Source organism: Pedobacter petrophilus (assembly GCF_009674725.1).
Classification (GTDB): domain Bacteria; phylum Bacteroidota; class Bacteroidia; order Sphingobacteriales; family Sphingobacteriaceae; genus Pedobacter; species Pedobacter petrophilus.
In genome coordinates, this window is the sequence record NZ_WKKH01000021.1 from 12597 (window position 1) to 32813 (window position 20217).

Sequence of the window (20217 nt, forward strand, 5' to 3'; positions counted from 1 at the left end):
CAGCAGATTTAAAGCTACATAGCAGGCATGGTATAACACAACCGGATGGAAAATATGCACCACCTAAGTTCGATTAGGTGTTAAGATTTACAAACCAGCAAACTTATCTTTATGCTCCAATCTTGTTTTTGGCAAACTTTCAGGGTAATTATTTTGAATAAAAGTAATCATCGCTTCTCTTACCTCACAACGTAAATCAAATGCCCTGGAAGAATTAGAAGCACTCATTAAAAACCTGATTTCTATAGTGCCATCTTTATTGGTATCGGTCACCTGCACCACATTTACTCGTTTATCCCAAAGTGGATTGCTGGTTAATAAGCGGGTAAGCTCCTGCCGCAAAGGTTCAATCGGAATGGTATAATCCATATAAAGGAAAACCGTGCCGAGCAAATCTGCAGATACACGTGTCCAGTTTTGAAAGGGTTTTTCAATGAAATAAGTTATCGGAAGAATAAGCCTTCGCTGATCCCAGATACTCACCACTACATAAGTTAAAGTAATCTCTTCCACCCTGCCCCACTCGCCTTCTACAATTAAAACATCATCAATTCTGATGGGTTGAGTAAAGGCAATCTGGAAGCCAGCCAATAAGTTTCCTAAAGATTTTTGAGCAGCAAAACCGATAATAATTCCGCCAATTCCGACACCGGTTAATAAACCGGCACCAATTCTCCGCATGCTTTCAAAGCTTAATAAAATGATGGCCGCAGTAACCAGAATAATCAAGGAAACGATAAATTTCCGAACGAACTGAAGCTGCGTACGAATCTTTCTTTCCTTTAAATTATTTTCTTTATTGAGGTCATATTTGAGGAAGAAAAAATCTTCGAGCACATTGATTAACCGGATTAAGATGAGGGAAAATGTGATAGTCAGCGCAATTTCGAGCACCTTTTCTATCGGGATCCTGACTTTTAGCGGCATTGCCATTAAATCCAGCGAAAAGTTGAGCAATAGCAATGGCATAAATACTGCAACGGGCGTTCGAAGGTGTTTAATAGTGGATTTGATCAAAATTGAATCCCACCAGCGAGAAAATAAGATGAAGGTTTTGCTTAAAATAAACTTGATTATAATCCCCAACAAAATGGCGATACAACCTATAATGATGTTTTTTAGAAATAACGGAATTGGATAACCAAAAAAATGGTCGAGATACTGCATAAGAAATTTGTTGGTTAATTTTCGAGGTTACTCTTTTATCTAACAACAAAATTTATTGATTGTTTGAATCAGTCATCGTCATCCGATGCGGGAATCAGTCAGTGATCGTCATCGAATGAATATAGCGCAAGTACTAGTATGCATCCGATGACTATTTTTAAATCTGCGCCACAAAATCTTTTATTGCAGCTCCTGGATTCTCGGTTTTCATGAAATTTTCACCGATCAGGAAGCCATCGAAGCCGGCTTGTTTTAATTCTTTGATTATTTTGGGATCACTAATGGCGCTTTCAGAGATTTTTAGAAATTCATTTGGAATTTTATTCACTAAATCAAACGAGGTTTGAATATCAACCGTAAAATCTGCCAGGTTTCTGTTATTAATTCCAATGGCATCTATATTAGCACAAATACTCCGCTCTAATTCTTCCAGATTATGAACTTCCAGCAGTACATTTAAACCCAGATTCTGAGCGAATTTTCCAAAATCATTGATTTGTTGTGGTGTTAAAATCGCAGCAATCAATAAGATGATATCCGCACCCCAGGCTTTTGCTTCCAGAATCTGATACTCATCGATCATGAAATCCTTCCGTAAAACTGGAATCTCATTTGCGGCCCTTGCTGCCAGCAAATCATCAGTTTTACCACCAAAAAAATCAACGTCAGTTAAAACTGAAAGTGCAGATGCACCTGCCTGATTATAGGCTTGCGTAACTTCAGCAACATCGGCAATGCCGTTAATTAAACCTTTAGATGGTGAGCGTCGTTTAAATTCTGCAATAATTCCGGTACGATCTTCAGCCAATAAAAACTCCTTAAAAGAATAAGGCGTTCTATTGAAATGAACCGATTTCTCTAAATCCTGAGCAGAAATTAATGCTTTAGCATCAGCAATTTCTTGTTTTTTACGGAATACTATTTTATCTAATACAGATCCAACCATTAAATCCCCTGAAGGGGACTTTGAATTTCCATCGTTCATATCTCTTTATATTCTAGTTATCATTTTTTTGAACAGTTTAACTTGCCTGTTCCATTCAGTTTTATGCTCTTTAAAGCATTAACGATCTCGTCACGTTATCTTTTAAGGGCTATTCTCTTTCCTATCCCTTCTATTCTCCATTCCCTATTCTCTATTTCCTTTTCCCCCTCTTCTATTCCCTTCAGGTGGCTGTCAACCAATTCTCCATCATTTGCTTACCATGTTCAGTCAACACACTTTCCGGGTGAAACTGTACGCCACGAACATCCAGCGTCTCATGCCTTAACGCCATAATCTCACTTTTATGATCGCGTGCGGTAATTTTCAGACACGATGGAAAATTTTCTTTACTCACTACCCAACTGTGGTAACGACCCACATTTATCGTTTGCGGACATTCCCAAAATAAAGGTTCATCGCCATCTACTACGGTAACAGGCGTTGCAATGCCATGCATTGGCCGGCCCAGATTTAACAGTGTACCACCGAAGGCCTCTGCTATCGCCTGCTGACCTAAACATACGCCGAAAATACTTTTCGTTGGCGCATAAGTTTTAATCACATCAAGCAGTAACCCCGCCTCTTCCGGAATCCCTGGACCAGGAGAAAGGAGGATTTTATCATATTGTGCTACATCAGCCAGGTCGAACTTATCATTTCTCCAAACCACAGCTTCGTAACCCACCTCGTTAATTAAATGCACCAGATTATAGGTAAAACTATCGTAATTATCGATTACCAGAACTGTTTTCTTCTCTATATTTTCCATCGTATTTCTTACTAGCGGATGTGACTCTAAACTAAAATTGTTAACGCCCGACTATATTCCTTCTGCCATTGCAATTGCCTTACGCAAGGCCGCAATTTTATTATTTACTTCCTGCATTTCCATTTCGGGCACAGAATCTGCCACAATACCGGCACCGGCACGGTAATGTAATTCATTGTTTTTGCTCATGAAAGTCCTGATCATAATGGCATGGTTAAAATCTTCATTAAAGCCCATAAAACCGATGGCACCAGCATAAAAATTCCGACCAAGCTTTTCATTTTCATCAATCAGTTGCATGGCTTTATACTTCGGCGCCCCACTTAATGTACCTGCCGGATAAGTATCTGCAACCACCTTAAATGCGCTTACATCGTCTTGTAAGCGGCCAGTTACCTTACTCACCAGATGAATCAGGTGCGAATAATATTGAACTTCTTTAAACGATTTTACTTCTACACGGTTGCAATGTCTGCTTAAATCATTCCGGGCCAGATCTACCAACATTACATGCTCTGCACTTTCTTTAGGATCCTGCTCCAGCTTCTTGGCTTGTAGTGCATCTTCAATATCATTGCCTGTTCGCTTAAAAGTACCTGCAATAGGAAAGATATTTGCCGAATTATTCTCAATAGTGATTTGTGCCTCTGGCGATGAACCAAAAAGCTTGAAATCGCCATAATCGAAATAGAATAGATAAGGAGAGGGATTTATAGAACGCAAACACCGGTAAACATTAAACTCATCCCCGGAAAATGACTGTTTAAACGCTCTTGAAGGAACGATCTGAAATACATCACCGCGATAAATATGCTTTTGAAGTTTCTCTACCAGGCTAATAAAACCCTGATCGGTAAGGTTAGAAGATTCCTCTCCCCTCACCTGGAATTTATATTCAGGATAATTTTTATTCTGAATCAGGTATTCCATTTTCTCTAATCCACCTTCTTCTTCTCCTTCAAAAGTATTTTTAAAGAGGGTAATTTCGTTCTTAAAATGATCAATTGCGATCAGATATCGATACAAATGATATTGCATTTCAGGGATTTCTTCACCCTCCGGGGTTTCAGAAACAAATTTAATATCCTCGAAATGCTGCACGGCATTCCAGGTAAAATAACCGAATAAACCACTCGAAATAAACTTGATTTCCGGAAATTCAGTTTCTTTAAATTTATCCTTAAAATCTGCTATTTCATCAATTAAATTTTTACTCTCTTTAATTTCTACAGTTCCGTCAGGAAAATAAGTCTCCAGCCTTGAACCTTTCAAAATAATTCCGGCAACCGGATCTGCGCACACAAAACTCATCGAATTCTCGCGACTATGGTAATCTGAACTCTCCAGCAAAATACTATTCGGATAAACATCGCGTAAGCGCAAATAAATGCTCACGGGTGTTGTGGTATCAGCAAGCATCTTTTTGTAGGTGGTATTAATTTTAAACATTTTCTATCGTCATTGCGAGGAGGTATAACAAAGCAATCTCCTCTTGTAATTTTTTTTTTAAAAAGTAAAAGCCCGGCGTGTGGTTCTACGCCGGGCTTTAATGGTTCTTTTAAGGTTTAGGTTGATAAACTATATTTTTCTCATACGCAGCCAGCGCAATCCGTTTTCGAATTACTTTGCCAAAGCCATGTATGTATATTGCTGATCATGAGCAGCAAAAATATAAATAAATTTGAATAATCAAAATATTTCCCGCAATAACACTGAATTACTAAAGTTTTTAAACTAGTAAAACCAGCCTTTCGGACTGGTTTTACTAGCTATATTTTTATTCTAAAGAATTAATATTTACCAAATACTCATTACGGTGCCTGATAAAGTATTACTTTTTAAGAAACTCCAAAAAATGTTCTTCCGGGTACTGACCTGGTCATCATCCAGATTGAAACAATAATAATAATCAAAGCCAGGCCAAAGAAAATGGCAATGGTACGGTGCTTTGCAACGGCTTCAGTCATTTTTTTTGATTTGGCATTTCCGACTGTAATTAAAATGATGGCGATAATCATCATGGCAATGTGCTCCATTTTAAAATACCGGACATCAGGTGCACCTGCGCTGCTCAGTTTATACCAGCCTTCACTAAAGTAAAGCACTAAACCAATAACCAATTGGATGTGTGCGCTAATTAATGCAAAAACATTTAATTTTCTATCGCCTTCTGTGTACGCTTTATTGCCAAACCAGCCAGATAATGCTTTAACAACAGCTATAATCAGCAGCAGAAAAACTACGTAGCGCCATCCTGAGTGAGCACTTTTTAAAATATCGTTCATAATATTAATTTCTATCCTCCAAAAATAGACATTAATTGTAAAATATCGGATATTCAGGATTATCAACGCTAATTTATATTAGTTTTAAACAAAATAAACCAACTAAACTTATTATGAAGAAAATTTTACTCGCCATTGGGCTGGTATTTTCTACTACATTGATGTTTGCACAGCAAACAACCTTTCCGGTTAATGGTTCTTATGATACGAGACCCGGAATGTTTGCTTTTACCAATGCCACAATTGTAGTAAATGCCAACCAAACCCTTACAAATGCCACACTTTTAATAAAAGGCCAAACGATTCTGGCCGTTGGAGCTGGCTTAGCTGTACCCAAAGGCTATGTTGTGGTAGATTTGAAAGGGAAATTCATCTATCCATCATTAATTGATGCCTTTTCGAATTATGGCATTACAGAGGCGCCTGCTCAGGCCCGCGGCTTTGGCGGACAAAGACAATCTATCTTCGTTTCTACTAAAAAAGGCGCTTATGGCTGGAATGAATCCATCAGACCAGAAACTTACGTAAAAAACATCTTCACTGCAGATAGCAAAAAAGCAGATGAATTACGTAAAGTTGGCTTTGGAAGTGTAAACGTGATCAATCGTGACGGAATTGCCCGTGGCGTTTCTGCGGCAGTAACCTTGAATGAGGATGCCGATAACAGCTTAATTTTAAAAGACCAGACCGCAGCCAATTATTCATTCAACAAAGGTTCATCTTCTAATGATTATCCAACCTCTTTAATGGGTTCTATTGCCTTATTACGCCAAACTTATTTCGATTCGCAGTGGTATAGCAAACAGAAAGAAGAGTATAATATTTCTTTAGAAGAATTTGCAAAGCAACAAACCATGCCACAAATATTTGAGGTAGACGGCTGGGCGAACGTTCTTCGTGCCGATAAAATTGGGAAAGAATTTGGCAAAAAATTCATCATTAAATCTGGTGGTGATGAATATCAACGCATTAATGAAGTAAAAGCAACGGGCGCAAGTTTAATTATTCCTCTGGCGTTCCCAAAGGCGTACGATGTAGAAGATCCTGCGGAAGCAAGAAACGTAACCCTTACGCAAATGAAGGGTTGGGAATTGGCCCCGACTAACCCGGCGGTGTTAGAAAAAGCAGGTATTAAGTTTGCCTTAACCGCTTTTGGATTAGAAAACAGCCGCGATTTTTGGGCTAATATCCGCACTGCGATAGAAAATGGATTAACAGAAAAACAAGCTTTACTATCAGTAACCACCATTCCTGCTGAACTTTTAGGCATCAGTGATAAAGTAGGCTCACTTGATAAAGGCAAAGTAGCTAACTTTCTAATCTCATCAGATAACCTCTTCAAAAACGGAAATATCATTTTCGAAAACTGGGTTCAGGGAAAACGTTTCATTGTAAATAAAATGGATGTAAGTGATGTTCGCGGAACTTATAATTTAAACGTTGATGGTGTAGGTGCTTTAACCCTAAAAATCACCGGAACTGCTGGCGGCTCTACCGCTGCGATTGAAAGAACAGGCGTGGATAGCGTTAAAACCACTGCAACCTTCACTAGAAATGGCGATTGGGTAAGCATCAATTTTAACCTAAAGAAAAACCCGAAAGGCGATGTTCGTTTAAGCGGATACATTACTTCTGCAAATCCAATTACGATTAAAGGCGAATCTGCGTTGGCAGATGGCTCTACAGGCAGGTTTACTGCGACTTATAAGGAAGCTGGTAAAGAGACACCTAAAAAAGAGGAGCCTAAACCAAGCCTGGCAATTGGCCCGGTAATTTTTCCATTTACAGCTTTTGGCACAACGGAATTACCAAAGCAAGAAACTGTTTTAATCAAAAACGGTACCGTTTGGACAAATGAAAAAGACGGCGTTTTGCAAAATGCAGATGTGCTTTTAGAAAATGGAAAAATTAAAGCGGTAGGCAAAAACCTTTCGGCCGGAGGCGCAAGAGTAATTGATGCGACAGGCAAACACATCACCGCTGGTATTATTGATGAGCATTCGCACATTGCCGGCAGCGGCGGAATTAACGAAGGTGCGCAATCAGTTTCGGCAGAAGTTCGCATTGCTGACATCATCAACTCGGAAGACGTAAATATTTATCGCCAGCTGGCTGGTGGCGTGACCACTTCGCACATTTTGCACGGTTCCGCGAATCCCGTTGGTGGCCAATCACAACTGATTAAACTACGCTGGGGAAAATCTCCCGAAGAATTGAAATTTATTGGCGCTGATGGTTTCATTAAATTCGCTTTGGGTGAAAACGTAAAGCAAAGTAATTTTGGTACTGGTGCCCGTTTTCCGGTAACACGGATGGGTGTGGAACAAACTTTTGTGGATGAATTTACCCGCGCTAAAGAATATGCAAAAGCAATAGGGGTTAAAGGGAACAATGTTCGCAGAGACCTGGAGTTAGATGCAATTGTAGAAATCTTAAATAACAAACGTTTTATTACCTGTCACTCTTACGTGCAAAGCGAAATCAACATGTTAATCCATGTTGCAGATAGCTTAGGCTTCAAAATCAATACCTTTACCCACATTTTAGAAGGTTATAAAGTGGCTGATAAAATGAAAGCACATGGCATTGCAGGTTCTACCTTTTCAGATTGGTGGGCTTATAAAAATGAAGTGGCTGAGGCAATTCCTTACAACGGAAAAATTATGCACAATGTTGGCGTAACCACTGCTTTCAACTCGGATGATGCGGAGATGGCCCGTCACTTAAATCAGGAAGCTGGAAAATCAGTTTTATATGGTAACGTTCCGGAAGAAGATGCACTGAAATTTGTAACGCTGAATCCGGCAAAAATGCTTCACATTGAGGATAAAGTAGGCAGTTTAAAAGCAGGTAAAGATGCCGATGTAGTGATCTGGACAGCTAATCCACTCTCTATTTATGCCAGGGCGGAGAAAACATTTGTTGATGGAATTGCTTACTGGGACCTTGAAAAAGATGCACAGATTATAAAATCTCAACAGACTGAAAAAGCACGTTTGATCCAGAAAATGCTGGAAAGTAAAAGCAAAGGTGGAAAAATGCAACGCCCTATGGGAGATGCCCCTCGCCTTTACAATTGCGAAACCTTAGAAAATTATTCAGCAGAATTAACCGACAAAGAACATGCACATTAACATGAAAACATATTTATTCAGTCTGGCTTTTTCGGCAACAAGCCTGATGTGTTTTGCCCAGGCAAACATATCGCCAGCTAAAAAACAATATAAAACCATTGCCATTACGGGCGCAACTGTGCACGTAGGTAATGGTACAGTAATCGAAAACGGAACGATTCTTTTCGGAAATGGAAAAATTATTTCCGTTACTGCCAACGGGCAAGTGCCACAAGATGATGTAAGTAAAATTGTAGCAACTGGTAAGCATGTTTATCCTGGCTTTATTGCGGCCACTACTAATTTGGGTTTAACAGAAATAGAAGCCGTGAAAGCTACTTTAGATTTTGAGGAAATTGGCGATTACAATTCGCACATCCGTTCTATTGTAGCCTACAATACCGATTCTAAGGTGCCTGCAACATTGCGTAGCAATGGCGTTTTAATGGCACAGCCAACCCCACAGGGTGGAACCGTTTCCGGCAGCTCATCTGTGGTACAACTGGATGCCTGGAACTGGGAAGATGCAGCCTTAAAAACTGATGATGCCATGCACATGACCTGGCCGGTTACGCCACGTTTCAGAGGTGGCTTTGGTGGCTTCGGCAGACCGCAAATGTCGCCGGAGGCTTTGGCAGAAAGAACAGCAAATTCGATTAGTCAGTTAAATTCTTTCTTTGCAGAAGCGAAAGCTTATTCTGAAATGGGCAAACCAGAAGTGATTAACACCCGCTTTGATGCGATGAAAAAGGTCTTTTCTGGCGATGAGAAATTATTCATTGCTGCAGAAAGCCAAAAGGATATTGTAGCAGCCGTAAACTTCGCAAAGAAATTCGGTATTACACCTGTGATTACGGGCGCTGATGAGGCCTATCTGGTGATCGATTTCCTAAAAGAAAACAACATTAGTTTAGTGGTGAAACAACCGCACGCCCTGCCAAACAACAATGATGATGATGTAAACATGCCTTATAAAAATGCTGCTATTTTAGCCAATGCGGGTTTAAATGTGGTATTAAGTATTGATGGTTATTGGCAACAACGCAATTTACCTTTCATGGCAGGCACGGTTACGGCCTGGGGATTAGATAAGGAAAAAGCTTTATCTACCATTACCTTAAACGCGGCAAAAGCAATGGGCGTGGATAAAACAACCGGAAGCATTGAAACAGGAAAAGATGCTACTTTCTTTATTTCAGCCGGCGATGCTTTGGACATGAGAACAAACAAAGTGGAGCAGGCTTTTATTCAGGGCAGAGATATTAACCTGGATAATTTGCACAAACAGTTAGATAAAAAATTCAGTGATAAGTACGCCGCTGAGAAGAAGTAATATGCATTCAATTCATGTAGACTTTTTATACATTGGATATGAACGATCTACAAAAAGATGCTGAAATAAATTCAGCATGACGACATTTAACAGAAACGGCCAATAAATCAATATTGGCCGTTTGATAATATAATATTTTTGATATCCAATTAAAATAGATTCCCTATATTTTAATTAACAGTAAATATTATTTGCTTAGATTAATAATAAATGCGTTTAAAAATAATATTACCATTTTTGAACGCAATCTTTAAGCCATAATATAATTCAGCTACATTAGCACCGCCATATATATACCTTGTATCTTGATCGAATTCTGCAATAGGCCAAAACCTTATACCTACACCTGGTAAACCGTACAAAACCTCTACATCTTCTACTTCATTTGCTATTGCAGGATTAATAATTAGAGAATTTTTGAAAAAATTTGGAGGAAATTGTACATATTTATAATATTCACTTCCCTCATATCCTTCCACATATGATTCATCAACATACGCATTTGTTCCTATGAGATGGAATATACCCCATGGTATATTTTGTACAGCTCTATAAGCACTACTACTAACATTAGGTATTAAGTATACACTAAATGATGCTTTAGGAGAATTTAATTTAATTGAGCCCGTTTGAGTTGTCGACCCTTTAAGCTTTATATTATATGGAACACTTGTACCTCCTCCTGAAAAACCTGTAAGATTGACTAGTTGCAATAAGCCTTTAAGAAAAACATTAGGGCCACCAACGAATGTACCTACTATATCATCTTTTGGTATTTTTGTAACTGTTGCAACACCTTCAACGGTCTTTGTATAGAAGCTTGCCACATTCTTTATTAAGCCTAAATCACTTGCCCCTGCTGATTGTGGTTGAGCAGTCCCATCTAATTGTATATTTCCTTCCAGGACAACATCAGATTGCGCAATTTCAGAAACACTTATATTAAATGAGGTATTTGGATCAAATGAGGAACTATAGCCACTAACATCGAAATCGGCTATCATCCATTGCTGAACACCGGAAAAAGTGATTGCAGTTTGTTTAAAACTATCACTAAGAGGATTTTCGTTGATATATGATCCATTTTCAATCGTGTAGGGTGATCTCGTACTACTATATTTAAACAAGTCTGGATATGACACGTTTGAAGCATAACTAAGTGTGATTTGTTGGTAAGACGACAAAACATCATAGGTCCTCAATACACAAACCCTCAAAACACCCCTATATTTGTTATAAAGCAATAAAAATGGATAGGCATTGGCTTCAGTCGAGGTACCAAAATCTCTTGAAACTAACATCCAACCATTTGCAGGATACATATCTGCTTTTGAGGCATCAACATTACCGTAAACTTTTTGAGCGCCGTCGATAAAAGGATTTAACGTTGTGACACTACCAACAGAACCATCAGCATTGTTGAAATATGCTGTCCAACTATGCTGGGTCCAATCCCAGGATGCATCTAAATTAGGATCACCAGCGTGCAACGGCCTTGAACCCTTTAACATTGAATTTGATCTCGAAAAAAGTGCTGTTTCTTTCACTTCGTTCTGATCTTTCTTGCAGGCAGAGATAATCACTACCAATAGTAATAATAGTGTATTAATTTTTTTCATAGCTGTTTTTTTTTTAAAAAGACAGCTTTTATATTAAGTATATGTAATATAAAAATTATGATAAGGTAAATATTTACTTATATTTTGTTGTCTAACCAACTGAAATATTAATCTTAAATCATCTACAAGAAGCATCTATTCAATTTAAAGAGAAGTTTTATAAGCCAGATGAAAATTTGATTGTTAAAAACACCTTAATATTGTTTTTTACCCTGCATAAATTTTAGATATATTTGGAATATGGAAACCGCAGAAAAAACCAACCGTGTACATTTAGGCAGAAAAATTAGCCGCATACGCGAACTAAGGGGTATGAAACAAGACACACTCGCCACAGAACTTGGCATTAGCCAACAAGCGGTAAGTAAACTTGAACAAAGCGAAACGATAGAAGACTCTACTTTAGAAAAGGTTGCGAAAGTATTAGGTGTAACAGCTGAAGGAATCAAACATTTCACTGAAGAAACCATTTTCAATAATATCAATAATTTTCACGATAGTTCAATTCAGAACAACTTTAACCCTGTTGAAAAAATAATAGAATTATACGAACGCTTACTAGCAATTGAACGTGAAAAGATTGAGATTTTGAAAGGTAAATAGTTTCCTAAAGAGCTCTTTTCATTTGGATAATTTGCACAAGCAGCTGGAATAAGAAAGTTTAACGATAATTATACTGCTGAGAAGAAGTAATGTGCATTTAATTCATGAAAAATTTTTTGTACACTGGTCATGAACGATCGTCACCCTGAATTTATTTCAGGGCCTTTTTAAAAAAAATCTTATATAAGTCGCAACAAAAAGATGCTGAAATAAATTCAGCATGACGACATTGCTAACAAAGCAGCCAATATTAGTTTATTGGCTGCTTTGTGTTTTAAAAAGATAATAACTATTGCTGAAATATTTATCCCGCAGATTCAGGAGATTTCCGCAGAAGCAAGTAGCAAAATCTGCGAAATTTGTTTTGATCTGCGGGACAAAGCCTTGCATTATATTAAGTCATTTTTCTATCGGTTGGTGTCTCACCAACCGATAAAATCTACTTTGCTCCTGTCTGATACGGCTTACGGCAAAGCTTATATTGCTTACTGCAAAGCTTGTGTTGCCTACTGCGAAGCTTATGTTGCCTACTGCAAACCTTATGTTGCCTACTGCAAAGCTTATGTTGCCTACTGCAAACCTTATGTTGCCTACTGCAAACCTTATGTTGCCTACTGCAAACCTTATGTTGCTTACTGCAAACCTTATGTTGCTTACTGCAAACCTTATGTTGCCAACTGCAAAGCTTATGTTGCTTCCCCTACCGGTTGTTGGCCCATCAACCGAAATATCTAACTACCCATTCGTGATACACCCACCGAAATATGAATCAATCAAAAGTTTTTTAACTTAACATCAACCCGGAAATCGAACAATTTCTAAACCATTTCATAACATAAAATAGAAAGCAACTTAACACAACAATAACACCTTTGCGGTCAGATAACAAATCAAAAACTGATCATGATTAAAAATTTACTAATTGCAGTGTTGCTGTTTTTATGCTATGCCACTAATTCAGCAATAGCACAAACTACTCAGGCGTCCATATCCGGAATTGTTACGGATGATCAAAAGAAACCCATTCCAGGCGTTTCTATTCAAATTAAAAATAATTCTACTGGTTTTACCACCAGAACATCGACCAATGGACAGGGAGAATATACTTTTAAAGAACTTCCTTTAGGTGGCCCTTATACTGTTAAGGCGGTTTATGTTGGCTTTGGCGAACAAGCCAGAAATGGTTATATGCTGAATCTTGGAGATGTGGTTAAAGTAAGCATCACAATGCAGGAAGCTTCACAAAATTTAGAAGCTGTTCAGGTTGTCGCTTCAGGTTTGAGGAACAAAGTTCAGAATTTTGGTGCTTCAACTGAAATTTCAGCCAAGACAATGAATCAATTACCAGTTAATGGACGTAATTTCTCTAACTTAATGGATTTATCTCCATTGAGTCGTGGTGGAAATATCTCAGGTCAGTTAGGTTCATCTACCAACTACACTATTGATGGTATGAACGCTAAAAACCCAACTTCAGCAGGCTCCACAACCAGCCGTAGTGGTGCCCCATACTCTATCTCAATCGAAGCTGTTCGTGAGTTTAAAGTAGTAACTAATCAATATGATGTTACTTTAGGCAGAGCAGGTGGAGGTACGGTAACTGCAGTAACTAAATCGGGAACAAACACTGTAAGTGGTAGCGCTTTCATGTATGGAAGAGCAGACTGGTTATCATCTCGTTACGATATCAGAGGAGTAAGGCGTGATAACGATTTTTCTACTTACCAATATGGTTTTACTTTAGGTGGCCCGATCATTAAAGATAAATTACATTATTTTGTGGGCTGGGATCATCAAAGAGATGCTCGTCCCTTAATTATTGCAGATGTTAATGGTCCGGAAGATGAAGCTAGATTTAGAATTACCAATAGTACACTTCAAGAATTTGCTACTATTGCCCGCGATAAATATGGCGTAGCGAGTAGTGATCAATATGGTTCATTCGATAAGAAACGTGGATCAGACGCTGCATTTGCCCGTTTAGATTGGCAAATCAATGAGAAAAATTTGTTAACCATTCGTGATAACTATACTAATGACAGAAACCCTTTGGGATTAGCTGACAATACAGCTATTACCTTCTTTGAAAGTTACGGTACAGATAAAAATGTTGACAATAGTTTATTGGCAACTTTGCGTTCAACTATCAACAGTAAAGTAACTAATGAGTTAAAAGTTCAACATTTATATACTTACCAGGCGAGTACGCAAAACAGCCAATTAAATGGTGCTATTCCAAGAGCTCAGGTTTTCAACGTTCCATCAACGTTATCTAATGGAACATCTGTTGGAACTGATATTCAAATTGGTGGACACCGTTTCGGGCAGGAGGGTTTTACCAACAATGTACTGCAATTGGTAGATAATTTTTATTATAATACAGATAAGATCAAATATACTTTCGGTGTTGATGTGATGTATACTCATGCGAAATCCCTTTACGGCAGCGAAGTAAATGGTCGTTTTGAATACCGTAATACAGGAACAACTATTAGCTCTCTACAAAATTTCAACAATTTAATTCCAAACAGATATTATCGTGAAGTGCCTTTGGTTGCTGATCCGACAGTAAAAGCAGGAATTTGGAACACGGCTTTATATGGCCAGATGCAAACCAATTTAGCAAAAGGATTAGAGTTTGTTGGAGGTTTACGTATGGATTATAGTTCTTATCCAAAATCGCCATTAAATCAACAGTTGTTTGATGCTATTGGTGTAAGAACCGATCACGAACTAAAACAATTCTTAATTCAGCCAAGAATTCAGTTTAACTGGGATATCAATGAAAACAGAACTGACTTCGTACGTTTTGGTGCTGGTATCTTTGGATCAGATATCAATAACTACATGACTATTAACAACCTAACTTTTGATGGTAAGCACTTTGCAACAGTTGATGTATTCAATGAGTTAGTTCCAAGGCCAGATTTCATCGGTTATAGAAATGGCACAGTAGCAGCTCCAACTGTAACTGCCCAACAGGTTCCTACCATTAACACTTATGCAGAGGATGCAAAGGTTCCGGTAGTTTATAAAGCCAACTTATCATACAGTAAATTAATCACAGATAAATTCAAGGTAGGGATTACAGGTTATGCCACTTTAGGTCGTAATAACTATATGTATGTAGATAGGAATATGGTAGCAACACCATTCTTTACATTAGCTAATGAAGCCAATCGTGGCGTTTTTGTACCAACAGTAAATGCTAGTAATGGCGTTGCAGATTGGAAATTGGGAAGATTAACTAATCAATTCGGCCGTGTATTAGAAATGAATAGTCAAGGTAAAGTAAATCAATTTGCAGTTGTTTTAGATGCAACCTGGAACTACTTTAGAGATGGAGAGATCTCTGCAAGTTTCACCTATAACGATGCGAAAGATAATACTTCATATAACGGTAATGTGGCAAATACTGCAACACTTTCTCTTCCGGTAAAAGATGATCCGAGAGATTTAAGTAAAATGTCATACTCAGATGGTCAATTCCGTAATAAAGTAGTTGTTTACGGAACGTTGCCAACATTCTACGGCGTAACTATTGGCGTGCGTTATTCAGGAATTGGAGGTACGCGTTATAGTTTATTATCTGGCGGAAATATCAACGGCGATTTCGTAGCTACAAATGATTTAGCTTTTGTTTTCGATAGAAATAATGCAAATGTTCCTGCCAGTGTGCGTACTGGATTACAAACGCTACTTGATAATCCTTTAGCAAGCCAAAGCTTAAAAGATTATATCACCAAATATTCTGATCAAATAGCAGAGCGTAATGGTGGTGTGAATGGTTTCTACGGCATTGTTGATTTACGTATAGCTAAGAAATTTAAAATATATAAAACACATAACATTGAAATTTCTGGCGATATTTTCAACTTTGGTAACTTATTAAAGAAGAAATGGGGTGTGAACGAAACTTTAGGTTCTCAGGCTTTATATGCAGTAACTGGGTTTGACAATGCTTCAAAAGCATATTCATACCGCGTAAATAACACCGGAATTGTAACGCCATCGGGTAATCCTTGGCAGGCACAAATTGGTTTACGTTACGGATTTTAAATAGAAATTTAACTAAGTATCTTAGCTTAAAGTCATAAAAAAGGGGAATGGATTTTTATCCGTTCCCTTTTTTTATGTTTGTGTCATAAACAACAAAACTTTAATGGGATTATTATTAGACTACCTGAAAAACCACAAGTGGATTGTGGCTTTGGCGCTATTGCTTGCAGGTTTCAATATTGGTTTTTCGCTTTTAGATCCATATATCACCGGGAGAATTCTAGATCGCTTCATCAATCAAAAAGATAAATTAACCTATAGCCAATACCTTTGGGGTTCGCTGGGTTTAATTGGCCTCGCCATTGGTGCAGCTATGGTTTCGCGAATTGCAAAAAACTTTCAGGATTATTTTACCAGCGTTATTGTACAAAAAGTGGGCGCAAAAATGTATGCCGATGGTTTACAGCATTCACTAAAATTACCTTACCAGGTTTTTGAAGATCAGCGCAGTGGCGAAACATTGGGGATTTTACAGAAAGTTCGTTTAGACTCTGAAAAATTTATTACCTCATTCATCAGTATTTTATTTGTAAGCCTGATCGGAATGATTTTCGTTATTGTTTATTCCGTTTCCATCAGTTATAAGGTTACACTGGTTTACTTTACAGCCATTCCGATTATTAGTTTCGTGAGTTGGTATTTAAGCCGCAAAATTAAAACCATTCAACATTCTATTGTTGGCGAAACAACTGCTTTAGCGGGTTCAACAACAGAATCGTTAAGAAATATTGAACTGGTAAAGAGTTTAGGTCTGGCCGATCAGGAAATTGAACGACTAAATAAAACAACCTATAAAATTTTAGGTCTTGAGCTTAAAAAGGTAAAATATGTGCGTAGCATGAGCTTCGTACAAGGCACCACAGTAAATCTGGTACGAAGCACCATGATCCTGGTTTTACTATTGCTCATTTTTGATAATGCCATCACCGCTGGTCAATACCTAACTTTCTTATTCTATTCTTTCTTCCTTTTCGGCCCCTTGCAGGAACTTGGAAATGTAATTTTAGCCTGGCGTGAGGCTGAGGTTTCTTTAGGCAATTTTAAAAAGATTTTAAGTACCCCAATTGATAAAAAACCTGAAAACCCAATCGCAATTCAGAAAATTAAGGACTTAACTTTCAGCAATGTTGGCTTCAAACACCAAACGGCCAATAGAAATGCACTTGAGAATATTTCCTTTAAAGCGTTTAACGGACAAACTATTGCTTTTGTGGGGCCTTCCGGATCTGGAAAAACCACGCTGGTTAAACTTCTGGTAGGCTTATACCCACCAAAAGATGGTGAAATTTTATACAACGGCACACCAAGCAACAATATTGATCTGGATGCGCTAAGGGAAAAAATTGGCTTTGTAACGCAAGACACTCAACTGTTCTCCGGCACCATTAGGGAAAACTTACTTTTTGTAAACCCAACAGCAACTGACGAAGAATGCTTTAACGTGCTGAACCAGGCGGCTTGTCAGACACTTTTAGCCAGAGCAGACAAAGGTTTAGATTCGTTAATTGGAGAAGGTGGCGTGAAGGTTTCTGGCGGCGAGAAACAACGTTTATCAATTGCCAGGGCATTGTTACGTCAACCGGATATTCTGGTTTTTGATGAAGCTACATCATCATTAGATTCTATCACGGAGGAAGAAATTACCAAAACCATCCGTTCAGTATCTAACTTAACAGATCACATTACGATTTTGATTGCGCACCGTTTATCAACCATTAAACATGCTGATGTGATCTATGTTTTGGAGAAAGGCCATATTATTGAGCAAGGTAAACACGAAGCATTAATTGCACAAAATGGTTTATATCAGGCCATGTGGCGCCAACAAATTGGAGAAAGGATTGTTGAAGCTTAATAAATCTTCATCACATGTTATTAGCACAAGTAGAAAGCAATCAGATTGCGATCATTATTATTATTGCCGCGATACTCTGGCTGGCGTTTATATTGGTTACCCTATATCATTTATCAAGAAATAGCAATATGCTTTTTCCTGTTAAAGTACTTTGGTTTATTATCATCCTGTTCGCCCCTTTTATAGGATCAATTGCCTATTTGGTTTGGGGTAAGAACAGGCGGTTTTAGTACCACTGATGAAATTCAGACAATTAGAAGCATATTGCAATTGAGCTATTAAAACGATAATATATAGTTCTTATTGAACCATTAAGGCATTAAGACGACATTAATAAGTTTCTTAATGACCTTAATTCCTTAATGTTTCCCTCTGATTAAATTCAGTAATATCCAGGTTAGTGATCCGTTAAGGCATTAAGACGATTGAATAAGATCCTAATGACCTTAATTCCTTAAGTTTTCCTTTGTGATTTAAATTCAGTAATATCCAGGTAGTGATCCGTTAAGGCATTAAAACGATTGAATAAGATCTTAATGACCTTAATTCCTTAATGTTTCCCTGTGATTTAAATTCAATAATATCCATGTTATTAACCATTAAGGCATTAAAACGATTGAATAAGATCTTAATTACCTTTATTCCGCAAGGTTTCCCTGTGATTAAATTCAGTAATGTCCAGGTTATTGAACCATTAAGGTATTAAGACGATATCAATAAGTTTCTTGATGACCTTAATTCCTTATGTTTCCCTGTGATTTAAATTCATTAATATCCATGCTATTAACCATTAAGGCATTAAGAAGATATCAATAAGTTCTTAATGACCTTAATTCCTTAAGTTTTCCCTGTGATTTAAATTCAGTAATATCCAGGTTAGTGATCCGTTAAGGCATTAAGAAGATATCAATAAGTTTCTTGATGACCTTAATTCCTTAATGTTTCCCTGTGATTTAAATTCAATAATATCCATGTTAGTGATCCGTTAAGGTATTAAGACGATATCAATAATTCTTAATGACCTTAATTCCTTAATGTTTCCCTCTGATTAAATTCAGTAATATCCAGTTAGTGATCCGTTAAGATGACATCAATAAGTTCTGATAACCTAATCTTTCTTCGTAATTAGTATTAAGCTGCGTTACCACTCTGCTCATTGATATCCTGCAAACTTAACCTGGTAAGCGATTTAGTTTTTAACCAGGTTACAAAGGCAATCCCTACCGTCATGCTGCCACCAAAAACTACAGCTGGCACCAGTGTTAACAGCTTGGCAGATAAGCCAGATTCAAATTCACCAATCTCGTTCGATGATCCGATAAACATGCTGTTTACTGCCGATACGCGCCCACGCATAGTATCCGGTGTAAGCAATTGCATAATCGTTTGGCGAATAATAACGCTTACACTATCAAAAGAGCCTTCCAGGAATAAGAAAAATAAAGTCAGGTAAAAATTCTTAGATAACCCGTAACAGATAATACTCAATCCGAAACCGGTTACGGCAATAAGTAAGTTTCGCCATGGTTTTCCCATCGGCGAAAAGCGAGTCATTAACAGCATGGTAATCACCGCCCCAGAAGCTGCAGCACCACGCATCATGCCTAAACCGAAAGAGCCTAAATTGAAAACATCTTTTGCAAAAATGGGCAATAAAGCTACTGCACCACCAAAAAACACGGAAAATAAATCGAGACTCATCGCCCAAACCATCATCTTTGTTTTGAAAACAAAATTAATTCCCTCCTTTAAACTGTGGAAGATATTTTCTTTAGGGATATAATTAGATGGGTGTTTCTTGAAGGTGAATATGCAAATCAGCGAAATCGAAACCAGCACCACAATTACACTATAAGCTGCTGTAATTCCCCAAAGCCAGTTGACTAAACCGCCTGTTAGCGGACCAATAATAGTAGCCAATTGCCAGCTACTGCTGCTCCATGTGCTGGAGTTTGGATATAACTCCTTTGGAATAATCTCTGCCATGAGCGAAAATGTTGCCGGACCAAAAAAACCTCTCGCCAGGCCGATACAAAATACCAGCCCATACATAATGAGTACAATTAAATCTTGTTTGAGGTGGAGGTATTTACTGGTAACAATTAACATTAAAACGGATGCCAGCCAAACGCCAGAAAAAATTTTAAGGAGTAAACCACGCTTTTCACTTTTATCGGCTATGTAACCGCCATACAAAGCAATGCAAATGGCAGGAATTGCTTCGCATAAACCTACCAGGCCCAACTTTAATGGATCATGCGTTAAATCGTAAATGTGATAACCAATCACTACAGCCTGCATCTGATAAGCAAGTGTAAAAAAGAAACGCATTCCTAAAAAAGAACGAAATTCTTTATATCTGAGGGCTGCGAATGGATCAGGTTTAATTAATAGGGAATCTGAATCTGACACGGAAAAAAATTTGATTA

Annotated in this window: 14 protein-coding genes; 7 read left to right on the plus strand and 7 right to left on the minus strand. The window is 37.9% G+C overall.

Annotated elements, in window-relative coordinates:
• Window positions 1–87: 87 nt before the first annotated feature.
• The 5 genes from GJU39_RS13820 to GJU39_RS13840 all read right to left on the minus strand — a co-directional run bounded on the left by GJU39_RS13820 (window position 88) and on the right by GJU39_RS13840 (window position 5206).
• Window positions 88–1167 carry a mechanosensitive ion channel family protein gene (locus GJU39_RS13820; protein ID WP_154281429.1) on the minus strand — a complete coding sequence of 360 codons (1080 nt, stop codon included), beginning with the start codon at window positions 1165–1167 and terminating at the stop codon, window positions 88–90.
• A gap of 157 nt (window positions 1168–1324) precedes the next feature.
• On the minus strand, window positions 1325–2152 hold the full coding sequence (trpC, locus tag GJU39_RS13825; protein ID WP_245227895.1) for an indole-3-glycerol phosphate synthase TrpC: 828 nt from the start codon (window positions 2150–2152) through the stop codon (window positions 1325–1327).
• 181 nt (window positions 2153–2333) lie between these two features.
• The gene (locus GJU39_RS13830; protein WP_154281431.1) at window positions 2334–2921 is read right to left on the minus strand and encodes an anthranilate synthase component II; all 588 of its coding nucleotides are present in this window, start codon (window positions 2919–2921) and stop codon (window positions 2334–2336) included.
• A gap of 51 nt (window positions 2922–2972) precedes the next feature.
• Window positions 2973–4370: an anthranilate synthase component I family protein gene (locus GJU39_RS13835; protein ID WP_154281432.1), complete on the minus strand. Its 1398-nt coding sequence runs from the start codon at window positions 4368–4370 to the stop codon at window positions 2973–2975.
• A 389-nt stretch (window positions 4371–4759) separates the two neighbouring features.
• Window positions 4760–5206 carry a cytochrome B gene (locus GJU39_RS13840; protein ID WP_154281433.1) on the minus strand — a complete coding sequence of 149 codons (447 nt, stop codon included), beginning with the start codon at window positions 5204–5206 and terminating at the stop codon, window positions 4760–4762.
• Window positions 5207–5319: 113 nt separating this feature from the next.
• Here GJU39_RS13840 and GJU39_RS13845 point away from each other — a divergent pair, with 113 nt between their 5' ends.
• Window positions 5320–8340 carry an amidohydrolase family protein gene (locus GJU39_RS13845; protein WP_154281434.1) on the plus strand — a complete coding sequence of 1007 codons (3021 nt, stop codon included), beginning with the start codon at window positions 5320–5322 and terminating at the stop codon, window positions 8338–8340.
• Between the two features lies 1 nt (window position 8341).
• Window positions 8342–9652: an amidohydrolase family protein gene (locus tag GJU39_RS13850; protein ID WP_154281435.1), complete on the plus strand. Its 1311-nt coding sequence runs from the start codon at window positions 8342–8344 to the stop codon at window positions 9650–9652.
• A gap of 200 nt (window positions 9653–9852) precedes the next feature.
• On the opposite strand, the gene GJU39_RS13855 is transcribed toward GJU39_RS13850, so the two are convergent.
• Complete coding sequence (locus GJU39_RS13855) at window positions 9853–11271, minus strand: hypothetical protein (RefSeq protein WP_154281436.1); 1419 nt, start codon at window positions 11269–11271, stop codon at window positions 9853–9855.
• A 240-nt stretch (window positions 11272–11511) separates the two neighbouring features.
• Between GJU39_RS13855 and GJU39_RS13860 the strand changes: the two genes are divergently transcribed.
• The 5 genes from GJU39_RS13860 to GJU39_RS13880 all read left to right on the plus strand — a co-directional run bounded on the left by GJU39_RS13860 (window position 11512) and on the right by GJU39_RS13880 (window position 18018).
• Window positions 11512–11874: a helix-turn-helix domain-containing protein gene (locus GJU39_RS13860; RefSeq protein WP_154281437.1), complete on the plus strand. Its 363-nt coding sequence runs from the start codon at window positions 11512–11514 to the stop codon at window positions 11872–11874.
• A gap of 417 nt (window positions 11875–12291) precedes the next feature.
• Window positions 12292–12609 (plus strand): hypothetical protein, encoded by a 318-nt coding sequence (locus GJU39_RS13865; RefSeq protein ID WP_154281438.1) that lies wholly within the window; start codon window positions 12292–12294, stop codon window positions 12607–12609.
• A 168-nt stretch (window positions 12610–12777) separates the two neighbouring features.
• Entirely contained in the window at window positions 12778–15933 is a 3156-nt protein-coding gene (locus tag GJU39_RS13870) for a TonB-dependent receptor (protein ID WP_154281440.1), read from the plus strand.
• Window positions 15934–16036: 103 nt separating this feature from the next.
• Window positions 16037–17788 carry an ABC transporter ATP-binding protein gene (locus GJU39_RS13875; RefSeq protein ID WP_154281441.1) on the plus strand — a complete coding sequence of 584 codons (1752 nt, stop codon included), beginning with the start codon at window positions 16037–16039 and terminating at the stop codon, window positions 17786–17788.
• A gap of 14 nt (window positions 17789–17802) precedes the next feature.
• The gene (locus GJU39_RS13880) at window positions 17803–18018 is read left to right on the plus strand and encodes a PLDc N-terminal domain-containing protein (protein WP_154281442.1); all 216 of its coding nucleotides are present in this window, start codon (window positions 17803–17805) and stop codon (window positions 18016–18018) included.
• A gap of 901 nt (window positions 18019–18919) precedes the next feature.
• On the opposite strand, the gene GJU39_RS13885 is transcribed toward GJU39_RS13880, so the two are convergent.
• Window positions 18920–20200 (minus strand): MFS transporter, encoded by a 1281-nt coding sequence (locus tag GJU39_RS13885; RefSeq protein WP_342448209.1) that lies wholly within the window; start codon window positions 20198–20200, stop codon window positions 18920–18922.
• Between the last annotated feature and the right edge of the window lie 17 nt (window positions 20201–20217).